Source organism: Kribbella sp. NPDC043289 (assembly GCF_056436705.1).
In genome coordinates this window covers 1475210-1500327 of sequence record NZ_JBWKCB010000001.1, presented here as the reverse complement: position 1 = coordinate 1500327, position 25118 = coordinate 1475210, and the positions used below count along the sequence as shown (strand labels likewise).

Below are 25118 nucleotides of genomic sequence, written 5' to 3'. Positions count from 1 at the left end.
GCCGGAGCAGTGCCAGGTCCGTCGTGACCTGGTACCGCTCCGGCGGGCTCAGCAGCGTGATCTTCGCCCTGCCGCTGCTGCTGACGTTCATGTACTTCTCGTGGGGCCCGATCGTCCGCGGCCTGGTGCTGAGCTTCCAGAAGACCAACCTGGTGCAGGCGCCCGAGTGGGTCGGCTGGTCGAACTTCAGCTACGTGCTGACCGACTCGCAGCTCCCGCAGGCGACCCTCAACACCTTGTACTTCGCGTTCCTGGCACTGATCTTCGGATTCCCGGTACCGCTGTTCCTGGCCGTGTTCGTCAGCGAACTGCGGCGTACCGGCTGGCTGTACAACGTGCTGTCGTACCTGCCGGCCGTCGTACCGCCGGTGGCCGCGATCCTGTTGTGGAAGTTCTTCTACGACCCGGGCGGCTCGGGCGTATTCAACGCGATCCTCGGCTGGTTCGGGATCGGGCCGTTCGCCTGGCTGAACTCGCAGAGTCTCGCGATGCCGGCCATCGTCCTCGAGGCGACCTGGGCGGGTGCCGGTGCCACGTCGATCATCTACCTGGCGGCGCTGACCGGCGTACGCACGGAGTTGTACGAGGCGGCCGAGCTCGACGGGGCGGGGATCTGGAGCCGGGTCTGGCACGTCACGCTGCCGCAGATCCGCGGAATCATCCTGATCATGATGCTGCTGCAGCTGATCGGCACGTTCCAGGTGTTCACCGAGCCGTTCCTGTTCACCGGCGGCGGCCCGAACGACGCCACCCTGTCGATCCTGCTGCTGATCTACCGGTACGCGTTCATCAACGGCGACTTCGGTGCCGCGACCGCACTCAGCGTGCTGCTCGCCGGAGTCCTGTGCGCACTGTCCGTCCTCTACCACTTCGTCACCCGGCGCTGGAGTAACTGATGAGCTACGAGCGCGGAATCATCTCGACCGCCGACCGCCAACGCGGCGTCGTCCGCATCGGCCTGCCCGTGATCCAGGTGCTGATCTTCATCGCCGTCGTGATCGCCGGAGTCGGTCCACTGCTCTGGCTGCTGAAGTCCGGTGTCTCGACGAGCCAGGACATCCTCAGCGGCCCGATGCAGCTGTGGCCGTCGGGCATTCAGCTGAAGAACATCCCGGACGCCTGGAACCGCGTGCAGGTCGGCGCGTACCTGGGCAACACCGCGTTCATCGCGATCGGCTCGATGGTCTCGACGCTGTTCGTCTGTACGACGGGTGCGTTCGTGCTGAGCATCCTGCGCCCGAAGTGGGGCCCGATCGTCACCGGCGCCGTCCTGGCGACGCTGTTCCTGCCTGGTGTCATCTCATTGGTCCCGCTGTACATGACGATCCTGAAGATGCCGTTGCTCGGGATCAGTCTGCAGAACACCTTCTGGGCGGTCTGGCTGCCGCAGGCCGCGGGCGCCTTCAACATCCTGGTGATGAAGCGGTACTTCGACTCGATCCCGCGCGAGCTGATCGAGGCGGCCCGGATCGACGGTGCGAGCAACCTGCGGATGTTCACCTCGCTGATCCTGCCGCTGTCGAAGCCGATCGTCGGTGTCGTCGCGCTGCTCACCGTGATCGGTTCCTGGAAGGACTACCTCTGGCCGCTGCTGGTGCTGCCGGATCCGCGGTTGCAGCCGATCTCGGTGGCCCTGCCCCGGGTGGCGAAGACCACAGAGATCTCGCTGCAGATGAGCGCCCTGTTCCTCGCGGTTCTGATACCTGTGGTGCTGTTCTTGTTGTTCCAGAAGCAGTTCCTGCGTGGCGTCGGAATGTCCGGAGGCATCAAAGAGTGAGTGAATTGAACGGCCGGCGGGTGCTGGTGACGGGGGCGGCCGGACGGATCGGACTGGTCACCGTCGAGCACCTGAACGCCCTGGGTGCCAAGGTGACCGCCCTGTCGAACGTCGAGCACCCGGACCTGAAGGCGGACCGGGTACTGATCGGCGACGCCCGGTCCGAGACGGACGTGGCCCGGGCGCTGGAGGGAGCGGAGTACGTCGTGCACCTGGCGGCGCTCGCGCACCCGTCGGCCGGTACGCCGTACGACGTCTACACGATCAACGTGGTGTCGACGTTCAACGTGCTCGCGCAGGCCGGTGCCCTCGGCATCGATCGGGCGGTGATCGCGAGCAGCATCAACGCGACCGGTGTCCCGTTCAACCCGCACGAGATCCGGCCGGCGTACTTCCCGTGGGACGAGAAGGCGCCGAGCGACGTCGGCGACTGGTACTCGCTGTCGAAGCAGAACGACGAGAACACCGCCCGGATGGCCTGGCGCCGGTGGGGGATCGACGTGGCCGCGTTCCGGTTCCCGCATGTGAACTCGCCTGACGTGCTGGAGCAGATGGCGGAGAATGTCCGGGTGCAGCCCGACAGCGGTATGCGGGAGGCGTGGAGCTACCTGGACACCCGCGACTCGGCGTACGCCGTGGAGCTCGGGCTGACCGCTCCGATGTCCGGGGCGCAGACGTTCTTCGTTGCCGCGGGCAGCACGATCGCGCCGTACCGAACCGAGGATCTGCTGGACGCGTACATGCCGGAGGTGCCGCGGCTGCGGAAGTTCGTCGGCCGTGAGGTGCCGCTGGACCTGACCGCGGTCCGGACCGTGCTGGGCTTCCAGGCCCGGCACGAACTCGACCTACCCACCCTCTCCCTGGAGCACTGAATGCCCTCGAACTTCGACCAGCCGTGGCCCGCGCGGGACGACATCCGGATCCGCGAGGTGAAGGCGATCGTCACGGCACCGCAAGGCATCCCGTTGGTGGTCGTGAAGATCGACACCACCGAACCCGGTTTGTACGGGCTCGGGTGCGCAACGTTCACCCAGCGCTGGAAGTCGGTGCAGACGTTCGTCGACGAGCACGTGTCCCGGCTGCTCGTCGGCCGGTACCCGGGTGACATCGGCGACCTGACCCGGCTGTCCTCGTTCTCCGGTTACTGGCGTGGCGGACCGGTCACGAACAACGCGATCTCGGGCGTCGACCAGGCGCTCTGGGACATCGCCGGCAAGCGCGCCGGGATGCCGGTGTACGAGCTGCTCGGCGGCAAGGTCCGCGCCGCGGCCGACACCTACATCCACGCGAGCGGCGAGACGATCGACGACACGATCGAGCACGCGAAGAAGCTGATCGACCAGGGCTGGCGGCACATCCGCCTGCAGATGTCGACCCCGGGCGGCGGCGGGTACGGCGCTCCGCAGGTGCCGACGCTCTACCCGGACGCGCCGTACCGGAACGGCTGGTCGGCCCGCGACTACCTGCGGACCACTCCGGAGCTGTTCGCCGAGGCCCGGCACGCGCTGCCGGACAACATCGAGCTGCTGCACGACGTGCACTCGCGGCTGACGCCGAAGGAAGCCGTGATCCTGGCGCGGGCGCTCGAGCCGTACCGGCTGTTCTTCCTCGAGGACGTGCTGCCGCCGGAGCACTGGGACCGGCTGCCCGAGGTCCGGGCCGCTTCGCCGGTGCCGCTGGCTGTTGGCGAGCTGACCACGTCGATGACCGACGCGGTCCGGCTGATCCGCGAGCACGGCGTGGACTTCATCCGCTCGCACGTGTCGGACATCGGCGGTCTGACGGCCGGCCGAAAGCTGGCCGATCTGGCCGAGCTCTGCGGCGTCCGGACGGCTTGGCACGGTCCGGGTGACACGTCGCCGATCGGTGCCGCGGCGAACGTCGCGCTCGATGTCACGTCGGTTGCCTTCGGCATCCAAGAGGGGCACATCTACAACGACGCGACGTACGAGGTGTTCCCGGGCACGCTGCGGATCGAGGACGGCTGGCTGCGGCCGAACGACGCGCCGGGCTGGGGGATCGACATCGATCTCGAGGCGGCGGCCGGTTATCCCGCGCAACTGTCCGGCCACGACGAGTGGGCAGCCGGCGTCCGGCGCCCCGACGGTGCGCTCGAGGCGCCGTGATCCGCAGTCACGCGCAGTACTATCGCGGCTAATCGGGACGGGGAGGTGGAGAGATGAGCGATTCGGTCGACGGCCTGAGCGGGTTCGCGGGGTTGCCGCGTGCGGGGGCCAACCAGTACGACCTGGGCTCGTTCAACGAGGCTGTGATCATCGAGACGATCCGGCTGGCCGGCATCATCAGCCGGACCGAGATCTCCCGCCGGACCGGTCTCACCCAGCAGTCGGTGTCGCGGATCCTGCGCATCCTGCTCCAGCAAGGTCTGCTGGTGGAGGAGGCGCAGGAGCGCGCCGAACGGCTGGGTAAGCCGCGGACGCCCGTACGGCTGCGGTCGAAGGCCGCGCACGCGGTCGGAATCCACATCGATCCCGAACTGCTGACCGTCGCCGTCGTCGACCTGGACGGCGCGATCGTGCGGCGCGAGACGGTGAACCTCGCCGAGGATCTCGAGGCGGGCAAGCTCGTCGACCTGACCGCGGCGACGGTTTCGGCGGCGCTGAGTATCAGCCAGGTCGACCCCGCGTCGATGCTCGGCGTCGGCGTCGCCGTACCGGGGCCGATCGACGCGCACGGGACGTTGCTGGCGTTGCCGTTGCAGCCGGCCTGGCGTGGTCTGAAGATCCGGCAGTTGCTGCAGCAGAAGCTGAACCACCCGGTGCTCGTGGAGAAGGACGGTACGGCGGCCGCGATCGGCGAACGCTGGATCGGTCGGTCGGCGCGGGCCCGCGACTTCGCCTATCTCTACCTCGGTACGGGCGTCGGCAGCGGCCTGATCCTGAACGGGTCGATCTATCGCGGCGGCTCGGCGAACGCGGGCGAGTTCGGCCAGATCGCGGCGCTGCGGATGGGGGAGTGGGACCCGGAGAACGGGCCTCGGCTGGTCCCGGAGTGCAACCCGACGGCGTCGCTGCCGGTGATCGCGGCCGAGTACGGGTACGTCGAGAAGGACCCGAACGCCACGGACGAGGCCCGGCGCTACAAGGCGGTGTGCAAGGCGGTGGCCGCGGGTGACGAGGCGGCGGTGCAAGCCGTCCGGCAGATCGCGCGCGTGATCGGTCAGGGCGCGGTCGGGCTCGTGGACCTGCTCGACATCGACCTGCTGGTGCTCGGCGGGCCGGCGTTCTCGAAGGAGATCTCGGAGATCTTCCTGGCCGAGATCGGGCGTGCGGTGAACGCGCATCCGCTGGCGCGCGAGACCCGCCCGGTGGCGGTCGAGGAGTCGATCCTGCAGACCGACGCGGCCGCGGTCGGAGCAGCGTCGACGATCTTCCACGACGCGTTCACGCCGCGGGTCTCGGGCTCGAGTCAGGCGCGTAGGCTGCCGAAGTGATCGAACCCCGCCCGCTGACGCCGGAAATTCAGCTCCGTATCGCCACCCTCGACGACGCCGCGGCGCTTGCCGACGCGCAGGTCCGCAGCCGCGAGCACCTTCGGCCGTGGGAGCCGGTCCGTGACGAGAAATGGTTCACCACGGCCGGCCAGACCGAGCGGATGACCTACCAACTCGAGCGCTACAAGAACGGCCTGGTCGTGCCGTGGGTGCTGGTCGAGGGCGATCGGATCGTCGGCGCCATCACCTTGAGCGACCTGGTCCCCGGTCCGTTCCGGAGCGCCGCCCTCGGATACTGGCTGGCCGTCGACGTGGTCGGCCGCGGCCTCGCGACACGTGCCGTCGAGACCGTGGCCGAGATCGCCGACACCGACCTGAAGCTGCACCGCATCGAGGCCAGCACGCTCACCGGGAACACTGCGTCTCAGCGGGTCCTCGAGCGCACCGGGTTCAGCCAGATCGGCTTCGCGCCGACGTACCTGCACATCGACGGCTACTGGCAGGACTGCAACCTCTACCAGCGCATCCTCAACGATCGGGAGCCTGGCGCCTAGCTGGGCGGCAGCCCGACACCACGCGACACGTCCACGTCGTCGTACCTGCCCTCCAGTACGTCGATGAACTTCACCGGGCGCTGCAGCGTGGAGGCGATGTAGATCGCCCGGATCGTCGCGAGCGCGTCGATGGCGTCGTGAACGGTGACCGCCGGCGGAGTCCCGTTGGCGATCGCGGTCAGGATGTCGTCGTACTGCGCTCTGTGCCGGCCCGGCTCGCCGGCGTCGACAGGGGCCTCCGTCTTCTCGCCGTCGACGTGCAGCCGGCGGAGGCGGTCGTTCTCGACCTCGGCACCACCCTCGGTGCCGTGGACCGAGACCCGGGTGCGCCCGCCCGGGAACGCCGCGGTGGTCGCGTGCAGCGTGCCGACCGCGCCGTTCTCGAACGTGAGGGTGGCGACGACCGTGTCCTCGACCTCGATCGCGTGGTGGGCCGCGCGGAGCGCCTGTGCCTGGATGTACACCGGGCGGCCCATGAACCACAGCATCAGGTCGACGGTGTGCACGCCCTGGTTCATCAGCGCGCCACCGCCGTCCTGTGCCCAGGTACCACGCCAGCCCGCGGAGGCGTAGTACTCGTCGCTCCGCCACCAGGCGACCGTCGCGACGGACGACGTCAGCTGACCGAACCGGCCGGCGTCGATCGCCTTCTTGACGGTCGCGCTGCCGGCATCGAAGCGGTGCTGGCTGATCACCGACGACAACACACCGTGGTTCGCGGCCCGGCTGGCCGCCGCGCCGAGGCGGCGGGCCCGGACCAGGTCGACATCGAGTGGTTTCTCGATGACGACGTGCCGTTTGTCGCCGAGGGCCTCCTCGGCGAGCGCGGCGTGCGAACCACTGGGCGTGCAGATCGCGACCAGGGATACGTCCCCGCGCAGCGCCGCGGTGAGGTCGTCGTACACCTTCGGCTCCGGCTGGCCGAGCTCGACGAGCTCGGACTTGAGGGCGTCTCGGGCGGCGGCGTCACTGTCGACGAGCGCGGTGACCGTGGCGTCCGGCCGTTCCGCGACGGTCCTGGCGTGGGTGCGGCCGATGATGCCGCACCCGATGATCGCGACCTGCTGGTGTGTGTCAGCCATCTGGCACCTACTTCGGGGTGAAGTTAGCGATCAGAACCTGATCCGCGCTCACCGTGAAGGTGTACGACGGCGCTGTCGACACCACGGTCCCGTTCACGGTCCAGTTCTGGAAAACGCTATCCGACATCGGCGTCGCCGTCGCGGTGACCTGCGCGCCGACCTCGTACTTCCCCGGTTCGGACTCGTTGCCTGCGAGCTGCACGGTGCCGCTGCCGCTCGCCTGCGCGCTGATGCCGCGCTGCACGACGTTGATGACCATCACGTTGTGCAAGGTGGCCGGTCCGCTGAGCGTCGCGCCGTTGTAGCGCGCGAGGTTGGTCGCCTCGACGTCGCCGTTCACGACCTGCACAGTGTGCCCGTAGGTGCCGAGATTGTCGGTGCCGAGGTTGAAGGCGTCGACCTGTCCGGAGTTCACCACCAGACCGTCGTGGAAGCCGTACGCGAACACGTTCAGCAGCGTGAGCCCGCGAGCACCGTCGACCGTGACGATCTTCGCGGTCTTACGCATGTACTTGTCGATGACGAGCTCGAAGATGTTGCCCTCGTTCATCCAGTACGGCTGCTGGTACCCGACCCGGGTGACGGCGTTCCCGTTCGACAACACGCCCTCGACCCGCCCGTTGCGGCCCGCGCCGATGGCGATCGCGTGATCGAAGAACGCTCCGGCGACCTTGCGCACCACCACGTCGTCACCGCTGAGGTCGATCCCGTTCCACGCGTTCGGGAAGCCGGCGTTGATCACGTAGTTCCCGCCGGCGGTCCCGCGGATCGCGTACGGGTAGGGCACGACACCGTTGGCGGGGTTGTTCTCCGGGTAGAAGACCCGCAACCCACGTACGCCGGCGTTCTTGCCCAGGGTGATCAGCGCCGTGTCGGTGTTCCGCTCGAACGCCTGCAGCACGGTCCCGCCACTCGCCCCACCCTGATCCCGGTTCGGTACGGCGGACGCACCCCGCAACTCGACCTTCGCCGGCACGCTGAGATGCGTGCCGATCCGGTACCAGCCCGCGGGCAGGTAGACGATCCCGCCACCCTCACGCCCGGCGCGATCCAGCACCTTCTGTACGTCGCGCGTCGCGTCGGCCGCCGGCAGGTACCCGACACCGTGCGGCGCGTCCACGACGTACAACTTCTGCACCGGCTTGGGCAGCGGCTTCTGCTCGTACGTCGGCGCGGTGCCGGACATGTGGTGGATGATCCCGGACTGCGTCCCGCTGACCTCCGTGCCGGTGATCTTCACGTAGCCGCGCGAGTTGTTGACGATGCCGCCGTCGACGTGACCGCCGGCCAGCGTCATGCCCCACCGGTCGTCCATCACGTCGACGAGTACGCCGGTCCCGGTCCGGCGTACGTCGGGCTCGAGGAAGCTGCCGGTGAACTGGGCCCGCTGACCCGCGACGACTCGAATGCCCACGAGGTAGTCCGCGAGCGAGATTCGGTAGAACTGATCCCATTCGAGGTCGCCGAGGACGAGACCGGTGCCGTGCGCGCGGGTCCAGGTGTCGAGGGTCGCGCGGGCCGGCGGGTGGAAGGCGGCCGGGGCGGTCGACCAGTACGCGTTGCTGAAGTCGACGTTCTCCCACGTCCCGACGTCGGCACCGTTGTAGGCACGGGCACCTTCGAACAGCGCCGTACCCCGGATGTTGCGGATCGTCGTCGACTCGTGCACCTGGCCGGAGCTCGGGGCGTTGCCTTGGTCGTTCGGCATCGTGCTGACGCCGATACCGCGGTACGAGTTCAGCATGGCGACGTCGGAGACGGTCGCCATCATGTAGTTCTCGTTGCCGATCCAGGCGCCGCCGGGGATCTCGAACGTGTAGTTGTACGGCACCGGCTTGGTCGCGCTCTGGTTCGGGTAGTACGTCGTGACGCCGAGGACGCCCGCACTGCCGCCGATCCGGAACAGGCTCGGCCCGTCGTCGCCCGAGGCCAGGTCGGCGATGATCACGGTGCCGGTGCCGAGCTTCTGGCCGTGGTCGCCGCGGATCGTGCAGAACGCGCGGACCTCGATCGTGTCGATGACCTTGTACTGACCAGCCGGCAGCCAGATCGTGCCGCCGCCCGCGTCCTGGCAGGCGTAGATCGCCTGCTGGATCGCCTTGGTCGAGTCACGTTTGCCGGTCCGGTCGGCGCCGTACTGCGTGGCGTCGAAGTCGGCGACGACGCCGTCCTCGGTCGGGTTGCTCGTCTGCACGAGCTGCGGCTTCGGCGTTACCACCGGCACAGTGCGGAGCTGCAGTTCCTTCACGATGAACGAGTCCGCACCGGTCATGACGACGCGCACGTAGCGCGCGGTGGTGGTCGCGAACCGGGTCCGGCTGATCTGGTTGCCGCCGGGCGATCCGGTCCGGCCGACGGTGGTGAACTTGGTGCCGTCGTTCGAGGTCTGGACGGTGTAGTCGGGGGAGTAGCTCTGCGCCCATTCGGCCCGTACGTCGTTGACCGGCCGCGGCTTGCCGAGGTCGATCTGCAGCCAGGAGTCCTTGCCACCGGTCCAGGACGTGTCGTGGTTGTTGTCGTTGACGTTCGCGGCACCGGTCCCGCTGCTCGCGGACGCCGTACCGTCGTTGGCGAAGTTCGTGTCGACGACCGATGCTTTGAACGCGTCCAGCTTGGTCTGGAGTGTGGTGAGAGCCTCCTTCACCTGTACGTCGGTGGCGCCAGGGGTCGACGCGATCGCCTGAGCGTTGTCGATCGCGTCCTGCAGAGCGGCCCGGCTCCCGACTGGGAACTGCCCGTCCCGCGTCCCCTCGCGCGCGGCCTTCGCGACGCGGGTCGCCTGACCGATGAGGTCGACGAGCCCTTCGGTGACGTCGAGTGTGCTCGCGACCTTGGCGACCCGGACCGCGGCGACCTTGAGGTCGACGGCGCCGTCGCCGTTGTGGATCCGGAAGTCGCCGCCGTTCGAGCGGTTCGTCAGTACGGCGTCCGGTAGCGCGAACGTGTAGGTCTTCCAGGTCTTGGTGTCGCCGTACCGGATCACCTCGGAGTTCTTGAACTTGTCCGGGATGGTCTCGCCCGGCGAGTCGTACTGCAGGCCGAACTGACCGTTGCCCTCGTCGAAGTAGTCGATGCTGACCAGGACCAGGCCGCGGTTGTCGTACAGGTAGGTGTCCGCGACGTTCATGTAGAAGAAGTTCGTGCCGGGAGCGGGCGCGGTGCGATCGGTCTGCCAGTACGGGCGTCCGTCCTGCACTCCCGTGACGAGATGGGAGGCGTCGTCACCGGCGCGCGGGCTGATAGCGCTCTGGATCGGCGTCGCACCGAGCTGGACCGAGGCTCCCGCCGTACTGATGCGCAGGGCTGCGATCGTGATGTCGGTGCTTTGACCGAAGACGCGGACATCGGCGTCGCCGAGGCGGTTGGTGAACGCGATGCCGGTGAGCGCGAAGACGCCGGTCTTCCACTGGCCCGTGTTGGTGAGCTGGACCGCGGGTGCGTCCTGCTGCGGGTCGGCCTTGGCGTCGTACTGCAGGTCGAGGGTGCCGGAGCCGCTGTCGAGATAGGTCACCGTCACCAGGACGTCGTCGGTGCCGATCTCGTCCACGTAGTCATGGTCGACGTCGAACTCGAGGTAGCCGGTACCGGCTGCTCGGTTCGTCTGCCAGTAGGTGCGGCCCTGCTCGGTGCCGGTGCGCAGACCGGCGGGGTCGTCGCCCGCGGCCGGCTGCACGCCGAGGGTGGTTGGTGCCGGGCCGAGATCGGCGCCGACGCCACTGGGATACATGGTCGCGGCGTGCGCCGGTACGGCGATCACGCTCGCGAGGAGTGCTGTCGTGAGGAACGTGGGGAGGACGCGCGAGAGCAGGCGTCTGGACATGCTGAAACCTCCAGGTGGCGGACCGGAAGTACACGCGACTGCAACTGCGCGGATAAGTTAAACCAAGCGTGTTACTTATTCAAGAGCCTGATCCTCGGGAGGAACAGCGCCGGTACGGCGGCGATCACGGTGAACCCGACGGCCCAGCCGAAACTGTGCGCGTACGCCGTCGCCGCGGTGCCGCCGGCGAGTTGGCTCTGCAGGACGACCGCGAGCGTCGCGGCCCCGAACGCGCCGCCGAGCTGCTGCATGATTCGCGTGGCAGCCGATTGGCCACCGCCCAGAAGTCTGCTGCGGTATGCGGCCCCGCTGTTGCAGTGGCCGCCGGCGGGAAACTTACCCCAGGGCTCTGGCCGAGCAGACCGCTTGTCGGTTTGAGACTGCGGGAGCTGGCTCCATGACGGCATCTGGCAGGAACCTGCCAGATGCCGTCAATCAGTAACGGTCTAGGCCAGCTCCCCGATATCGGAGGTGATGGCCGCCCCCATCAGAGGAGCAGGAATGAGATCGCCCAGATCCAGCGCTGCGTCGGCGATGAGTATGCCGCTCGTCAGCACGGCGCTGGCTGCTGGATCGGCAGGTCCAGATGTAGCTGGCGAGGCGGGAGTCGCTGATCCAACGGCTCCGGCCGGTTCGCCGAGCCTGTCTTCGCCGACCTCGCACCGATCGGCTTCCGCCTGGCCAGCACGGGGAAGGTCGCCTCCCTGCGCCTTCCCGGGCCTGCGGCGACGTCCGTTTCTGAATAGACGACACGTCACAACCACCCGGGCCGCCAGCAGTTCTTCGAAGAACATCGAAGAGACCTGTTAGCCGCTCGGATCTATTCGGGGAACCTACTCTGGGAAGAATGACGAGCAACGAGACGCTACTTCCACCACCCAACGTAGTCTCCGCCGCAGTTGTCGAGCTGGCCGCCGCAGACCAGCCAAGGTCGCCGGACCAAGGGCTCGACGTTCTGAAGTCGGTCGGAATCAGCGGAACATTAGGGCCGACCACGGCTCAGTCCTCCATGGTGGTCACGGACACCGCCGGACCTTGGCGAGCCACCACGTCGAGCCTGACGTTCGGACCCAACGCCGCCGTATCAGGCTTTGTGTCAAGCATGTGGTACGACGGCGCCCCCGAGGACGTCACGCTCGGCATCCGTACGGTCCTCGGGACCGTTAACAGGGCCGTAGGTGCCCCTGATCACGATGAACGGCGGAGCGACGGATCCCGCGCCACATGGTGGATCCGTGATCGCTTCGACATCGAGGTCTACTTTTTCGCTCAGACACCCAGTTCGCGTGCCGGGGCCCAGATCGCCGTCCACTGGAAAGCCGTAGATAGCGGCGACAGCCCCGCAGTAGTGCCTCGACTGTAAACATCCAGGTACTTAAATGTCATTTAAGCAACGGCAGTCTGCATTAGCGGTGATTGCTGGCGTCGTGTTGACTGCGGGCGCATTCGTCGTCCAGGCGCCGTCTGCGGTCGCAGAACCAGCCCCCTCCGCCACCAACTCCGCGACGCCCAGAACCTCCGCCACGCCCAGAAACGTGCTGGGCCACTGGTACACCTACTACCCCGACTACTTCTACTACGAATACACCTGCATCGCCCGCGGCGAAGTCATGATCGGCCCCAAGGACCAAGGCGGGGTTCCAGGGATTGTCGATTACGCGTGCTACAAGCTAGGTGGAGACCTGAACTGGAGCATGGACGTCTACGACACTAACGCGTAGCGCGAGCTGCCGTCCGTCACCGGGCACGTAGTCGCGCGACGTACCAACACCAGAATGCGGCTCGCGGCGACAAGCCGCGAGCCAGCGTCGAGCTCACGACCCAGCTGCGACCCTCCCACCTCCGGGCCGCTCGACCCCTTCCGTCTGCTCGACTTGCCTCAGACGCCGCCAAGCCCGCTCGCGCTGACGTCAAACTTCGCGGAGATCGGGCGCCTCAGCGTCCCAAGGTGCCGTCAGCTTTCACGAGCAAACGACCTCAGGATTCGCAGTCAAGCACACATACTCCAAGGGAATTCGGTCGCAACCCGGATCCGCAGCGCCGATAGGTGTGCGGGACGCATCATCAGTCCATCGGTGCCAGATCGAGCCTGCCTGCGACAGTTGGTGGTGGCGGGGTGAGGTCGAGTTTCCAGTCCCCGAATCGGCGGATCTTGCTGGTGATGTAGGGGGTGATGGTGGCCAGGTCGTCAGGGTCGATCTCGCGGCCGGCGGCGATGAGGTCGTTGGCGGCGGCGGTGATGTCCAGCGTGGTGGAATAGATCGCGCAGTTCGCGAGGAGTTCGTTGAACTTGACGATCTTCTCGTGGTGGTCCGGGTCGTTACCGGCCAGGATGCCGTCGTGGCCGAACGACAGCCATTTGGCGAACCCGTGGAATGCCTCGACCCGGTTGGTGATCGCGGTGATCCCTTCCCGCAGTTCCCGCTCGGACAGGTAGCGCAGCAACACGACTGACCGTACGGCGCGGCCGACTTCGCGTAGAGCCCGGTAGATGCGGTTCTTGCGGGACTCGTTGCCCAGCCTGCGCAGCAGTGTCGCCGAGGAGATCTTTCCCGCCCGGATCGACAGCGCGACCCGCATCAGGTCGTCGAAGTGGGTTTCGATCAGCCGCCAGTCGACCGCGTCGGTCCCGAACAGTGAATCGATGTGCAGGTAGTGGGTGTCGCGGCTCGGCCGGTAGAGGACGAGGTCTTGCCAGTTGCGGATCCGTGGCAGCAGCTCGAAGCCCAGCAGGTGCGCGAGCCCGAAAACCGGCAGCGACTGGCCTTGGGTATCGGCATGGATCTCGGTGGGTTGCACATCGCTCTTGTTGTCCAGCAGCCCCTGCAGGATGTAGACAGCCTCCCAGACTCCACACGGGATGAAGTGGGAGAACAGGGCGATGTAGTTGTCGGCGATGTGCCGGTAGGCGATCCCTCCGTATCCGCCGTACCGGATGTGGGACTCGGCCAGCAGGTTGTCCGACCATGTGTCCATCTGGGTGCCGTCAGCACCCACCCGCGACCCGTCACCCCACAGCAAAGTCAGGTCGAGCTGGGCGTGGGCGTTGATGACATCGGCCTACGCCGCGTTGATCTTCTTGCTGTCGGCGTGCTTGCTCGCGATGGCCAGCTCGTGCACCGACACCCGGCCGTGCATGTGCCGGGCCACCTGGGCTGGGCCCAGGTTCGCGCCGTAGGTGAAGGTGAGCAGAACGTACCGGCCCAGCGCGTTCTTGATCTTCGGGTCCGATCCCGACGCCGGCCCGAAATGCCGTGCCCAGCCGGTCCGGTAGGCGGTGTGAGTCAGCACGTCCAGGATGCCGCGCTCGGGCATCCGTTCCAGCACCGCCTTTTCCAGCTCCAGGGCCGACGGCCGCCGCTCCTTGCCCTTGCGGCGCTTCAGGACCGGGCGGCCATCGGAGATCACCAGGTCGGCGTTCCCCGGATAGCCGGCATCGACTCGCTGTGCGGCCTGTTCCAGCCGGACCCGTAGTTCGGCCACCGCGCTGGCGGCATCGGCGGGCAGTCCCGCCTCGGCGCAGTACGCCGCAACCAGCGGCTCGCACTCCTGCACCGACAACAACTGGTCGCCGAGGTTGGCATACGACTCCGACCCCGCCACCGCCATGTCACCACTGCGCAGCTCAGACGCCAGATACGAGAACACGCACGCCTCGAAGTGTCGGCGCACCATCCGGCCCGGCCGCCGGGCATCAAAGATGATCCGGCGCCATTTGTCCGACGCGAACGACAGATCCACCTCGCTGTCGCCGACCCGGGTCGGTAGATGCTCACCGGTCCGGCCCCGGTGAGCACGCAGGAACGCCACCGCGGCCGCCACGGTCGTGTCGGCGCTGGTCGGCTGGAAGTCCAGCACCTCCAGCACCTGGAACAGTGCCGAGCGGCTGCCCCGGTAGAACTTCTCCACAAACGGCAGATAGTTGTTGCCGTGGTGAGCGGTAACCTCCTCGTGCGCCGTTGACAGCGCACCCACCCCGCCGGCCTGCTCCAGGGCATTCAGCACCAGATGGCCCGCCCGTGCGCACACCGCGTCAGCCATCTCAGCCACCGTGCCGGGCTGCTCGTCACCAGACACGGGTACGTCCAAGGCTTCACGGACCACGGCGAGGACCTCGCCGAAAGTCTCCAGCAGCCGCTCGGACTCGGCCCGGTTCGCCGCCTGCAGCACCTCGAGACGCTCCCGGGCGTTCTTGTGGATCGCCGCGAGCCGCTTGCAGAACATGGTGGCGATGTCGTCGCGGGTCCGCACCCTCGCGGTGTGGACCAGGCACGCGATCAACGCCTGGCGCCTGGCCATCCCGTACTTGGCCAGGTCGGCGGCATCGGTCACCCGCGCCTCACCCGCGAAATGGGCCGCCTTCGCCGGCGGAACATCGGCCAGCCACACCTCGGTCGGTCCGATCTCGTCCAGCCACCTCAGATGCTCGACATGGTCCTTGAGCTTGCCGACGGTCGCCGAGCCCGCCACCGTCTTCACCCGGTCGAAATCGCTGCGCCGCCGCACGGGATCCACCACCAGCATCGCGTCCAGCCTTGATGCGTCCGGGCCACTCATCCGCGCAGCGATCGACGCGAACACCACAGCGTTGATCTCCGCCCGGATCTCCGCGGTCATCTCATCCAACGTCGAGTAGCCGGGCAGTTCCAGCCGGGCCCGGATCAGCTCTTCCAGCGCGACGTTGATCAGGTCAGCCGGGTTGTCCTTCGTTGCCGTCGCTGCCCGGATCGCTGCTTCGGCCACCGACCGGGCCCGTTCAGGCTCAGCCACGATTCCCAGCCGGACTCGGATCAGGCCCTTGTGATGGCGCAGCGTCCGATCGGAATCATGGCCCGGTTCCACCTCAGGCTTGAGCTCCAGTACCTCGCGGACGTGCTCGACCACCGCGATCGGGACCTCGAACAGATCCGGGAAATACCCCAACCGGCCGAACGCCTTCAACAGCACCACCAGCGCGAGGAAGTGCTGATCAGACAGGGTCATGTCCCGCGCCCACCCGACATCATCGAGCGTCGGAGTGAAGGTCTCACGCAACTCGCGGGCCGACACAGCCCGCTTGAACTGCGGATACGCAGTCCGCTCGATCGACGTCACCAGCACCCCACCCGACCAACCAAAACCGACAGCCCCGTGCCAAGGCGCGACTCTAGCGAAATCCCACGCCCTCTACAGAAACGAGCGGGACCTCAGGAGCAGGAAGCGCCTATTGCCGGTTCCCCGCGTACTCCGGTCGGCCCCCTGCGATACCCGCCAGCACGACCGGCCGCGGGCCGTGGCGGTCGGTGAGGCCGCCGGCGGTGCGCGCGGGCAGGCTGCCGATTCCTTGCGGGACCAGGAGCAGGCCCGCTGCGGTGACGGTCTCGCTGCGTGCCTGTTGGTAGAAGAGTGGGAGGAGCAGCATCGCGCCGTACAGGCCGAAGCCGGTGAGGAACAGGAGTGCGGTCGACGCTGCGAACGACCTGGTGCGGAAGAGGGTCAGGTCGATCAGGGGGTTGGCTGTGCGTCGCAGTACGAAGGCTGTTAGGAGGATGACGCCGGCGGCGAGCGGGATGAGGACGGCTGCGTGGGCGAAGCCGTGGTCGCCGGCTTGGCTGAGTCCGTAGATGATCGCGGCCAGGGCGGGGGAGATGAGGAGGAGGCCCGTGAGGTCGAGGGCGGCCGCGGTCGGTTTGGGGTCCGGCTGGAGCGTCCGGACCGCGAGGACGATCGCGGCGAGGCAGATCGGGACGTTGACGTAGAAGATCCAGCGCCAGTCGAGATGGCCGACGAGGACGCCGCCGATCACTGGTCCGAGGATCGGGCCGATCAGCACCGGCAACGTGACGACGGCCATCAGCCGGCCGATCCGTTCGCGGCCGGCGGCGCGGAGCAACAGTGTTTGCAGGATCGGCAGCATCAGTCCGCCGCCGATGCCCTGGAGTACCCGGAAGGCGATCAGTGAGCCGATGTTCCAGGCCACGCCGCACAGCATCGAGCCGGCGAGGAACAGGGCGAGCGCGATGATCCACATCCGCTTGGCGCCGAACCGCTTCGCCGACCAGCCGGTGATCGGCACCGCCATCGCGAGCGCGAGCAGGTACGCCGTACTGACCCATTGGACCGTGGCGACCGGGGCGTGCAGTTCGGCGCCGAGGGTGTGGATCGCGACGGTGACGATCGTGCTGTCGAGCAGTGGGGCGAGAGCGCCGAGCACGAGCACGCCGGCGAGCTTGAGGACCGACCTGTCGAGTCGGTCGGTGGGCGATGTGGTGGTCATCCGGGCTCCTTAGAGACGTTGCGTCTCTTGCGGCTCCCAGGGTAGGCTCGGACCGTTAAGAGACGCAAGGTCTCTTTTGTTCGGCGATGGAGTAGGAGGGGCGATGGAGCAGGCGCAGCGTCGGCGGGGTGCCGAGCTCGAGGCGGTGCTGCTCGACGCGGCCTGGGACGAGTTGATGGCGTCCGGGTACGCGCGGCTGACGATGGAGGCGGTCGCGGCGCGGGCGCACACCGGGAAGCAGGTGCTGTACCGGCGCTGGCGGAACCGGGCGGAGCTGGTGATCGCCGCGATGCGGCACCGGACCGGCTCGATCGTTGCCGATGTTCCGGATACGGGGAGCGTGCGGGACGACGTACTCGCGCTGTTGCAGCGGATGGCGGACCGGTTCGCGACCGTCGGGCCGGACGTCGTCCACGGACTACTCGCCGAGGCACCCGACCTGGATCCGGGGGTCTACACCCGGATGACCGGCGTGATGGCGACGATTGTGAAGCACGCCGCCGAGCGCGGTGAGATCCCGACCGCGGACATCCCCGATCGGGTCCTCACCGCACCCACCAACCTGCTGCGTCACGAGATGCTGCTCACCCGCGAGCCGGTGGCGACGTCGACGCTGATCTCGCTGGTCGACGACGTGTTCCTGCCGTTGGTCACTGGAAAGCCTGGACGTTCCGGCTGACCCAGTCGGCGAACGTACGGGCCGGTCGGCCGAGTACGTCGGCGATGTCGTCGCGGACCCGCTGCTCCTCGGCGGTGGGTGTACCGAGAACGCCGAGGGTGGCGTCGACGACCGGCTCGGGCATGAAGTTGAGCATCCCGGCCTTCGCCTCGTCGTGGCTGAGCTCCACCAGGCGCACCGGCTCGCCGATGGCCTTCTCGATGGTCTGCGCCTGGTCGCGAGGTGAGATCGGAGTCGGTCCGGTCAGGGTGTAGATGGCGGCTGTGTGGCTCGGGTTTCGGAGTACCGCCGCCGCGACGTCCGCGATGTCTTGTGGGTCGACGGCGGGGAGCGCGACATCGACGAACGGTGCGGCCATCGTCCGCTCGGTACGGATCGAGTCGGCCCATTGGTACGCGTTGCTGGCGAAGTTGCCCGGCCGGAGGATCGTCCAATCCAATCCGGACTCCGTCACCGCGTCCTCGAGATTCTTCGGATGCCGGCCGGTGCCGACCCCTTGCGACGACAACAGCACGACACGCGGTACGCCGGCGGCGCGGACGACATCGATCACGTCGCCGAGGTTGCCGCTCGCAAGGAAGTCGGCGGCAGTCAGGAGAAAGACGGCCTTAGCGCCGTCGAGCGCGGGCTTGAGAGATTCAGGTTGGCTGAGGTCCGCCGGGAAGGTATCGCTGTTCCGCGAGACAGCCCGAACTTCCTCGCCAGCGGCAGTCAGGTTCTGGACAAGCGGTCGGCCTACGTTGCCGGTTGCACCGGTAATAACGATCATGCCGAGGACGCTACTTGCCATGAGATAGTAGGTACCTAGAGGAAAGTACTGCCAGGAGGCCCCTCCCGTGACCCACACCACAAACCCCGCCGACACCACAGACGCTGTCGATGCCACGGTTCCTGTCGGTACGACGGACCCTGCCGGTACGACGGACCCTGTCGGTACGACGGACCCTGTCGGTACGACGGACCCTGCCGGTACGACGGACCCTGCCGGAACCACAGACCCTGCCGACGCGACGGACGCTGTCGAGGCCACAGATCCCGTGCAGGCTTGCCCGATCGCACCCGTGGTCGATCTCGTCTTCAGCCGCTGGACCACACCGATCCTCTGGACCCTGAACGAGTACGGCCGTCAGCGCTTCATCGAACTCCAGCGCACGATCGGAGTCATCACCCCAAAGGTCCTCACCCAACGCCTACGCCAACTGGAACGCGACGGCCTGGTCCACCGCACCTACCACGCCGAAGTCCCACCCCGCGTCGAATACGAAATCACCCCCCTCGGCCGCAGCCTCGCCCCCCTCTTCCACTCCCTGGCCGAATGGTCCCCCAACCTCACCAAGGTAGAAGCCGCCCGCCACCACTTCGACACCACCCAACCCGCCCACCGCCGCCCCTAACCCCGCCACCCGCCAGCAGGACCCCGCAACCCGCATCAACCCGCGACCCGCGTACCGCAGCAACCGGCGACCTCCCGCAACCCGCACCACCGCAGCAACTCGCGATCCCCCCGCGATCCCCGGTACCCCCCCCCGGCGACCCTCTGCCCGCAGGGAACCGCACTACCCCGGCGACCTGCCAGTACCCCGGCAATCCGCGGTCGCCCCGCGATCCGCAGCAACCCGCGGTCGCCCGCGATCCGCAGCACCCCGGGACCCGCGGTACCGCCGACCCAACTCCCGCCCCGATGGCACCACCCAGCCCCGCGGCATACCGCGGTACCCCGCGCGATCCGCAGCAGCACCCCGGGACCCGAAGTACCGCCAACCGAGCTCCCGCCCAATGGCACCACCCCAGCCCCGCGGCAAACCGCGGTACCCCGGCGCGTGCCGCGGCACCTCGCGATCCGCAGTACCGCCAACCCGCTTCCCGCCATCGGCACCACCCGAGCTCCCCGACACCTCCTGCCGAACCACGGGCTCTCACCCATCCAGCCCAGGCGCGACGCACAACGGCCGCCCTGTACCGCCGGCGACACGATGCACCGCGGCTAGGCGATGCAGCGCGGCCACTCCACGGCCGCGCCTACGCGGTGCACCGCGCCACGGGCGTACGGGCGCCGCGGGGACGGGCGCGGCGGGGACTGGAGCCGGGAGTGGGAACAGGAACTGGTGGCCATGGACAAGTAATACCTAGTGCTCAGTCCCCAGTGCCTGAACCAACCCACCGTGCACGCTCCGCCGAGCCCATCGGGATGGCGTACCGGTCGCGCATCCGAGCCACGCGGTTGTGCACCGAGCCGCTCGGTGAGGCTCGAACGGCACGGCGGGGTACCGAACTGCACGCCACCGATGCACCGACCGCACCGCGGGCCACCTAATGGCACGGCGGGTCCGAACCGCATGCCACGCAGGCGGGGATAACCGTTGGCGTTGGGGGTTGTCTGCTGGTGTGAGAGGGAAGAACCCCCACTTCGAGGGGTTATCCCTTCTTCTGCCTGATGTGGTTGCGTGAGGGTCTGCGTGATGTGGTTGCGTGAGTGAACGTGAGCGCTTAACCGGCTGACGCGCCCCGGGTCGGCTGCTCGGCGAGCTGAGTCAGCGCCTCGAGTCAGCGCCTCGAGTCAGCGCCTCGAGTTGGCGCCTCGAGTTGGCGCCTCGAGTTGGCGCCTCGAGTTGGCGCCTCGAGTTGGCGCCTCGAGTCGGCGCCTCGAGTCGGCGGGGCGAGTCGGCGGGGCGACAGGTAGTGCACCGCGATACGGCGTACGCCGAGGACCGGTTCACGCTCAACTGCACTACCCCAGGGCCCGACACCTCCTGTCGCGATGCAGATCCGCGACGGTCTCATGCACCCAGTCCGTCGCCGCGGCCGCTCCACGCGCTGCGCCACGGGCGCACGGCCCGGGCGGGGGCGGAGCCGGGAGTGGGAACAGGAACTGGTGGCCATGGACAGGTAATACCTAGTGCTCAGTCCCCAGAACCTGAGCCAACCCACCAGACACGCTCCGCCGAGCCTCATAGGGATGGCGTGCCCAGCGCATCCGAGCCGCGTGGCCCGCGGGCGTGGCTCGCCGGGCCGGCGAGGGCGGCGCGGGTGGGTCAGGCTACGCCGGCTAGGGCTCGGGTTTGGTGGGGTTGGAGGGTGTTGAGGAGGGTGAAGAAGTGGGGGGTGGCTTCGGGGAGGGGGAGGAGGCCGGCCTCGTGGTGGTGCCAGCCATAGTGGAGTTCGCCGTCGATGGTGTGTTCTTCGAGGGGTACGGCGTACCTGCTCAGGGTCACGCGGGACGGGCCGGTTTGGGGGTGGTGGTCGCCGCAGCCACACTCGGCGGGGATGGTGATGGTGGTGAGCGCGTCGGGGGCGTAGCTGCGCAGGCGCAGGGTCGTACCGCGGGCGGTGAACTGGACGATCGTTGCGTCAGGCAACTGGACTAGCAGTTCGACCGGGACGGCGTGCGAGCCGGGGAGCAGGCGGAGACCACGAGATGCGAGCAGGTCGGCGAGAGCCGGGAGATTCATGCGATGTTCCTGTGAGTGCTGTGTCGGCGGGCGGGCCACGGAAAGGGGCAGGGCCTCGTGCGCCGGACTCGGCGCGCGTCAGCGACAACAGCAACAACACAGCATCTGCATGCCGATGATGATGGCAGCACCCGGGGGCCACCGCCAAACACGGTCCGCGATGTGGGACGACTGTCCATGATGCGTCAGTGAGTATCGGACCCTCAGCCTGTACTGGACCCTCCGCCTGCAGGAGGGTCCAAGATGCTGACGTGCATCATTGCGAGACGACAGCGCTGGGCGTGCTGCTACGGCACCAGGGGATCGACCTGTCGGAGCCGATGATCTTCGGCCTCGGCTCCGGGCTCTCCTTCATCTACTGGGACAGCAAGCACTTCGACTTCCCGTTCCTCGGCGGACGGGTGAAGCCCTTCGAACTGACGAGGAACCTGGCCCGCACCCTCGACTTGGAACTCCTGGTCCGCGAGACCGCCTCACCGAAGAAGGCCTGGCAGAACGTGACGACCACGCTCGATGCCGGCCACCCGATCGGCCTGCAACTCGACAGCTACTACCTGGAGTACTTCACCGCGAAGGTCCACTTCGGCGGCCACGTCGTCGCCCTGACCGGGTACGACGACCTCAACGCGCACCTGATCGACACCGATCAGCAGGGCGGAGCGGTCACCACCAGCCTCACCAGTCTCGCCGAGGCCAGAGCGGCGCGTGGCCCGATGACCGCCAAGCAGCGTTCCTTCACCCTGACCGCTCCCCGGAAACAGCCGCCGCTCGAGGACCGCATCATTCCCGCCATCACCACCTGCGCGGACGCGTTCCTCAAACCGCCCATCGCCAACCTCGGTCACCGCGGCATCGAAAAGACCGCCAAGCTGGTACGCACGTGGCTCCAGCGGACCGACCATCCGCAAAGGGACCTGCCACAAGCCGCACTCCTGATGGAGAAGGCAGGCACCGGCGGAGCCTTGTTCCGCAACCTGTATCGCGACTTCCTCGGCGAATGCACCCACTTGCTCGACAGCGACCATCTGCGCACCGGCCACAAGCTGTACGCCGAAGCCGCCACTCTGTGGACCGAAGTCGCAGCCCTGATCGCCGCCGCCGGAGAGTCAGGCGATCCGCAGTACCTGGAGCAAGCGAGCACCAACCTGACCGACCTCGCCCGGATCGAGCGCGACGCGATGCAAGCGCTCAGCCGCCTGAGGGCCTAAGTCTGAGGGCCTAAGCCAGCAGCTCGGCCATCCGTTGTTCGGCTTCGTCCACCAGTATCGGAAGCTCGGTGTGGTCCAGGGTGTACTGGTACCAGTGGAGCGCGGCCTGCCTGTCGCCCACCGAGTACGCGAGCTCGCCGAGATGCGCGGCGGCCATCGCGGCACGGTCGTAGCTGGCCTCGACGTACCATCCGAACCAGCGCTTCCCCTCCGGAAGATCCCGCAGCTCCTTGGCCAGCAGACCGAGGTTGTAGATCGTCTGTTCCTGCTCGACGCTCTCCCGATCGGCGATCGTCAGATAGCGCTCGCGGGCTGCCGCGAAGTCGCCGGCCTTCTGATGGGTCTGCGCGAGCGCGAAGATCGCCTCGGGCCGGTCGCTGCGCGCGGCGTCGGTCAGGGTCGCCAGCGAGTCCTCGATCGCGCCGGCTTCACGCTGCAGGACTCCGAGGAGGATCTTCGCCTGCGTCGGTACGTCGGTCAGCGGGCCATCCTCGGCGCCCAGGAGCACGGCGTACCCCTGTTGTCCCGCAGTGGAAGACGCAATCGCCTGTCGACAGGCCTCGGCCGCTGCGGGCTTGTCGTGGGACTCGACCAAGAGCCCGGCCATCGCCAGCCAGGCAGCACCCACGAAGTCCGGATGGCCGATCGCGATGACCTGCCGCAAGGCGCGCTGCGCATCCTCGAGACGTTCAGACAAGTAGTGCAGCAGGTAGAGCCCGAGTGCGACGCGCGATCGGTCCGCGGCGTCGAAGGTTGTCAGGAAGGGCGCCAGCACAGGGGCGCCCGAGCGGACCTCGGGGTCGTCCGGCCAGATCAGGTCGTCGGTGAGTTGGGTGCCGAGGTCGCGGGTGAAGTCGACCTCGTCGAGGACGGCGGCCACTTCCGTATCGGCCTTGCTCCATGCGGCGATGGCGTTGATGTGCGGACCGAAGCGGTACGAGATCAAGCCGGCGAGCAGCGCGGCGCGGCCAGTCGCGACAGGCTCGGTGGCGTACGCCGTCGAGGCGCGGAAGGGTTCCCAGGCCTCGGCGAAGTCACCCAGTGCCAGGTGCGCCCAACCGAGGAGCAGGGTGGATCGTTGACCGTTCTCCTGCGTCTCGCGGAACTGGTCGTAGCAGGCGCGCACCGCATCACGGGCGCGAGGTTCACGGCGTACGGCGAGGATGGTGGCGGCGAGGACGTCCTGGTCGAGACCCACGGTCCCGGGAACTTACCCGAGCGGCAGCTCAGTCGGCTTTCTTGCCGAACATGATCTCGTCCCAGCTCGGAACGCTCGCCCGCTTGCCACGGCGCGCCGGCTTCTTCTTCGGCTCGGCCGGGGTCTCGTCGGCGGCCGGCTGCTCGACCGCTGCGGGCTCTTCGACCGGCGCCTGCTCGCGGGTGGGCTCTGCGCGGCGCGCGTCGGCCGTGCGTTCCGAACTCGTGTCCGGCGAAGCCGCGCGCTCCTCGGCGGGCTGAGTCTCGGTGCGGTGCGGCTGCGTCGGATGGGGTTGTGTCGGACGCGGCTGGGCGGTCCGCGGAGATTGGGTCGACGGCGCCGACTGGGTTCGGGCCGCCGGCTGCTGGCGCGCCTCGGGGGCGAGCTCCTCGGTGTCGGCGGGGGAGGCGAAGGCCGGGGGATCGGCCGGACGCTCGACCGCGCGAACGGCAGGGCGTGGCGCCGGCGGCTGGTCGACAGGTACGTCGATCAGCGTCGGCTCCTCGTCCGGGTTCGGCACCGAGTGCACGCGCCGCGGACCACGCTCGGCATCCCGCGAACGAGCAACCTCCCGCGGGAACTCCCGAGCCTCCCGAGCACCTTCCCGCGGCAACTCGCGGGACTCACGCGCACCATCGTCGCGCGCACTCTCCCGACCACCCTCGCGGGAGTCCAGCCCGTACTCGCGCCCGTCCCGGGAAACCGGGTGGTTTCGCCGGCGCAGACCAACCGTGTCCTCGAAACCGGCCTCGTAGCTGTCCGACCCATGGTCCGGGGCGATCAGCGGATCGATGTCCACGACCGCGGCCAGCCGCCGCTCACCAGGCTGCGGCTGGGCCGGCGCCGCCACGACCTGCGCCTGCTCGCCGACGAGCCACCGCGCCTCGTCGTCGTCCGGTACCGCGTAGCGCCCGGGAGCGTCGTACGCGAACATGGCGATCTTCTCGTCCTTCTGCTCCGCCTCGTCCTCGGACTCGACGAAGTACGACACCCGGACCGCCCAGCGGCCGTCCTCGCGCCGCCACGCGTCCCAGTCGGCCGAGGCCGGGTCGACCTGACGCAGCCGCAGCCGGTCGGTGACCCAGGCGCCGAGGTTCCGGGTCGGGGCGTCGCCGCTGCCACGACGACGAACGGACGCACGCTGCGCGAGGTTGGCGATGTGGTCCCGCTCGGCGAGGACCGGGCCGGCGAACGCCATCACGCGTTCCATCGGCATCTGGGCGACGGCTGCGACCGCCTCGGGACTTTCGCCGGCGCGAATACGAGCCTGGATGTCTCGTGGGCGCAGCGCGCTCTCCATTTGAATCTCCAGCTGGCCGAGTCGGGCACGGTCGCCGCGGAGGGCCGCACGCAACCGGTCGTCGACCGGAACGGCGAACTCCTCACCCGTCTCTGCCATCGCCAGGATGAGTTGCGTCCCATCCTGACTCAGACCGACGAGCCTCGCCTCGCGCATTGACCTTGTTCTCCTGTGCGGTTCTCGACAGTCTCTCCCGGGACGTGCTGCCTGACCAAGACCGGCGCGCCGTGCCGCGCGGTCATTGTGGAGGTTACGTCACGAAAACACATTTTGCCTGGTCACCAGGGTCCTCCTGGTCACACCAGCCACATTAGTCACAACACGGTGTGACTGCTACCAGT

General features: G+C 68.0%; 18 protein-coding genes and 1 pseudogene. 10 read left to right on the top strand and 9 right to left on the bottom strand.

Annotated features, from left to right (window positions below):
- Nucleotides 1-23 precede the first annotated feature (23 nt).
- The 6 genes from AC0662_RS07100 to AC0662_RS07075 are packed head-to-tail and all read left to right on the top strand — an operon-like array spanning nt 24 to nt 5785.
- The gene (locus AC0662_RS07100; RefSeq protein WP_478299101.1) at nt 24-896 is read left to right on the top strand and encodes a carbohydrate ABC transporter permease; all 873 of its coding nucleotides are present in this window, start codon (nt 24-26) and stop codon (nt 894-896) included.
- Nucleotides 896-1777 (top strand): carbohydrate ABC transporter permease, encoded by an 882-nt coding sequence (locus AC0662_RS07095; protein WP_478299099.1) that lies wholly within the window; start codon nt 896-898, stop codon nt 1775-1777. Before AC0662_RS07100 ends, AC0662_RS07095 begins: the two co-directional genes overlap by 1 nt.
- Nucleotides 1774-2649, top strand: coding sequence for an NAD-dependent epimerase/dehydratase family protein (locus tag AC0662_RS07090; protein WP_452201816.1), 876 nt, complete (start codon nt 1774-1776; stop codon nt 2647-2649). Before AC0662_RS07095 ends, AC0662_RS07090 begins: the two co-directional genes overlap by 4 nt.
- Complete coding sequence (locus AC0662_RS07085) at nt 2650-3903, top strand: enolase C-terminal domain-like protein (protein WP_478299097.1); 1254 nt, start codon at nt 2650-2652, stop codon at nt 3901-3903. It abuts the gene before it with no gap.
- A gap of 53 nt (nt 3904-3956) precedes the next feature.
- Nucleotides 3957-5231, top strand: a complete 1275-nt coding sequence (locus AC0662_RS07080; protein ID WP_452201813.1) for an ROK family transcriptional regulator — start codon at nt 3957-3959, stop codon at nt 5229-5231.
- Nucleotides 5228-5785, top strand: a complete 558-nt coding sequence (locus AC0662_RS07075; protein WP_452201811.1) for a GNAT family N-acetyltransferase — start codon at nt 5228-5230, stop codon at nt 5783-5785. Before AC0662_RS07080 ends, AC0662_RS07075 begins: the two co-directional genes overlap by 4 nt.
- Here AC0662_RS07075 and AC0662_RS07070 read toward each other — a convergent pair.
- From AC0662_RS07070 to AC0662_RS07060, 3 genes are all read right to left on the bottom strand, one after another.
- Nucleotides 5782-6867, bottom strand: a complete 1086-nt coding sequence (locus tag AC0662_RS07070; protein ID WP_478299094.1) for a Gfo/Idh/MocA family protein — start codon at nt 6865-6867, stop codon at nt 5782-5784. The genes AC0662_RS07075 and AC0662_RS07070 overlap by 4 nt on opposite strands.
- A gap of 7 nt (nt 6868-6874) precedes the next feature.
- Entirely contained in the window at nt 6875-10687 is a 3813-nt protein-coding gene (locus AC0662_RS07065) for a discoidin domain-containing protein (protein WP_478299092.1), read from the bottom strand.
- Between the two features lie 71 nt (nt 10688-10758).
- Nucleotides 10759-10938, bottom strand: coding sequence for a hypothetical protein (locus AC0662_RS07060; protein ID WP_452201806.1), 180 nt, complete (start codon nt 10936-10938; stop codon nt 10759-10761).
- 1128 nt (nt 10939-12066) lie between these two features.
- On the opposite strand from AC0662_RS07060, the gene AC0662_RS07055 reads away from it, so the two are divergent.
- Nucleotides 12067-12408, top strand: coding sequence for a hypothetical protein (locus AC0662_RS07055; protein ID WP_478299090.1), 342 nt, complete (start codon nt 12067-12069; stop codon nt 12406-12408).
- A 343-nt stretch (nt 12409-12751) separates the two neighbouring features.
- Here the strand turns inward: AC0662_RS07055 and AC0662_RS07050 are convergent.
- Together AC0662_RS07050 and AC0662_RS07045 are read right to left on the bottom strand one after the other, a co-directional pair.
- A pseudogene (locus AC0662_RS07050) lies at nt 12752-15781 on the bottom strand (Tn3 family transposase).
- A gap of 109 nt (nt 15782-15890) precedes the next feature.
- Nucleotides 15891-16943 (bottom strand): DHA2 family efflux MFS transporter permease subunit, encoded by a 1053-nt coding sequence (locus tag AC0662_RS07045; protein WP_478299088.1) that lies wholly within the window; start codon nt 16941-16943, stop codon nt 15891-15893.
- Nucleotides 16944-17046: 103 nt separating this feature from the next.
- Here AC0662_RS07045 and AC0662_RS07040 point away from each other — a divergent pair, with 103 nt between their 5' ends.
- Nucleotides 17047-17622, top strand: a complete 576-nt coding sequence (locus AC0662_RS07040; RefSeq protein WP_478299086.1) for a TetR/AcrR family transcriptional regulator — start codon at nt 17047-17049, stop codon at nt 17620-17622.
- Here the strand turns inward: AC0662_RS07040 and AC0662_RS07035 are convergent.
- Nucleotides 17594-18412, bottom strand: coding sequence for an NAD(P)H-binding protein (locus AC0662_RS07035; protein WP_452201796.1), 819 nt, complete (start codon nt 18410-18412; stop codon nt 17594-17596). The genes AC0662_RS07040 and AC0662_RS07035 overlap by 29 nt on opposite strands.
- Before the next feature lie 271 nt (nt 18413-18683).
- Here AC0662_RS07035 and AC0662_RS07030 point away from each other — a divergent pair, with 271 nt between their 5' ends.
- Nucleotides 18684-19016: a winged helix-turn-helix transcriptional regulator gene (locus AC0662_RS07030; protein ID WP_478299083.1), complete on the top strand. Its 333-nt coding sequence runs from the start codon at nt 18684-18686 to the stop codon at nt 19014-19016.
- Between the two features lie 1638 nt (nt 19017-20654).
- Here AC0662_RS07030 and AC0662_RS07025 read toward each other — a convergent pair.
- Entirely contained in the window at nt 20655-21071 is a 417-nt protein-coding gene (locus tag AC0662_RS07025) for a hypothetical protein (RefSeq protein WP_452201792.1), read from the bottom strand.
- Nucleotides 21072-21322: 251 nt separating this feature from the next.
- Here AC0662_RS07025 and AC0662_RS07020 point away from each other — a divergent pair, with 251 nt between their 5' ends.
- On the top strand, nt 21323-22279 hold the full coding sequence (locus AC0662_RS07020) for a BtrH N-terminal domain-containing protein (RefSeq protein WP_452201790.1): 957 nt from the start codon (nt 21323-21325) through the stop codon (nt 22277-22279).
- A gap of 10 nt (nt 22280-22289) precedes the next feature.
- Here AC0662_RS07020 and AC0662_RS07015 read toward each other — a convergent pair whose 3' ends face one another.
- Both AC0662_RS07015 and sepH read right to left on the bottom strand, forming a co-directional pair.
- A complete protein-coding gene (locus tag AC0662_RS07015) occupies nt 22290-23477 on the bottom strand; it encodes a tetratricopeptide repeat protein (RefSeq protein WP_478299081.1) in 1188 nt (395 codons plus the stop codon).
- Between the two features lie 28 nt (nt 23478-23505).
- Complete coding sequence (sepH, locus tag AC0662_RS07010) at nt 23506-24933, bottom strand: septation protein SepH (RefSeq protein WP_478299079.1); 1428 nt, start codon at nt 24931-24933, stop codon at nt 23506-23508.
- Nucleotides 24934-25118 lie beyond the last annotated feature (185 nt).

Bases quoted from the DNA above. Each gene is read 5' to 3' on its own strand.
- AC0662_RS07035 (WP_452201796.1), bottom strand. From the start codon at position 18,412: ATGGCAAGTAGCGTCCTCGGCATGATCGTTATTACCGGTGCAACCGGC.
- AC0662_RS07045 (WP_478299088.1), bottom strand. From the start codon at position 16,943: ATGACCACCACATCGCCCACCGACCGACTCGACAGGTCGGTCCTCAAG.
- AC0662_RS07025 (WP_452201792.1), bottom strand. From the start codon at position 21,071: ATGAATCTCCCGGCTCTCGCCGACCTGCTCGCATCTCGTGGTCTCCGC.
- sepH (WP_478299079.1), bottom strand. From the start codon at position 24,933: ATGCGCGAGGCGAGGCTCGTCGGTCTGAGTCAGGATGGGACGCAACTC.
- AC0662_RS07085 (WP_478299097.1), top strand. From the start codon at position 2,650: ATGCCCTCGAACTTCGACCAGCCGTGGCCCGCGCGGGACGACATCCGG.
- AC0662_RS07080 (WP_452201813.1), top strand. From the start codon at position 3,957: ATGAGCGATTCGGTCGACGGCCTGAGCGGGTTCGCGGGGTTGCCGCGT.
- AC0662_RS07095 (WP_478299099.1), top strand. From the start codon at position 896: ATGAGCTACGAGCGCGGAATCATCTCGACCGCCGACCGCCAACGCGGC.
- AC0662_RS07070 (WP_478299094.1), bottom strand. From the start codon at position 6,867: ATGGCTGACACACACCAGCAGGTCGCGATCATCGGGTGCGGCATCATC.
- AC0662_RS07065 (WP_478299092.1), bottom strand. From the start codon at position 10,687: ATGTCCAGACGCCTGCTCTCGCGCGTCCTCCCCACGTTCCTCACGACA.
- AC0662_RS07040 (WP_478299086.1), top strand. From the start codon at position 17,047: ATGGAGCAGGCGCAGCGTCGGCGGGGTGCCGAGCTCGAGGCGGTGCTG.
- AC0662_RS07060 (WP_452201806.1), bottom strand. From the start codon at position 10,938: ATGCAGCAGCTCGGCGGCGCGTTCGGGGCCGCGACGCTCGCGGTCGTC.
- AC0662_RS07055 (WP_478299090.1), top strand. From the start codon at position 12,067: ATGTCATTTAAGCAACGGCAGTCTGCATTAGCGGTGATTGCTGGCGTC.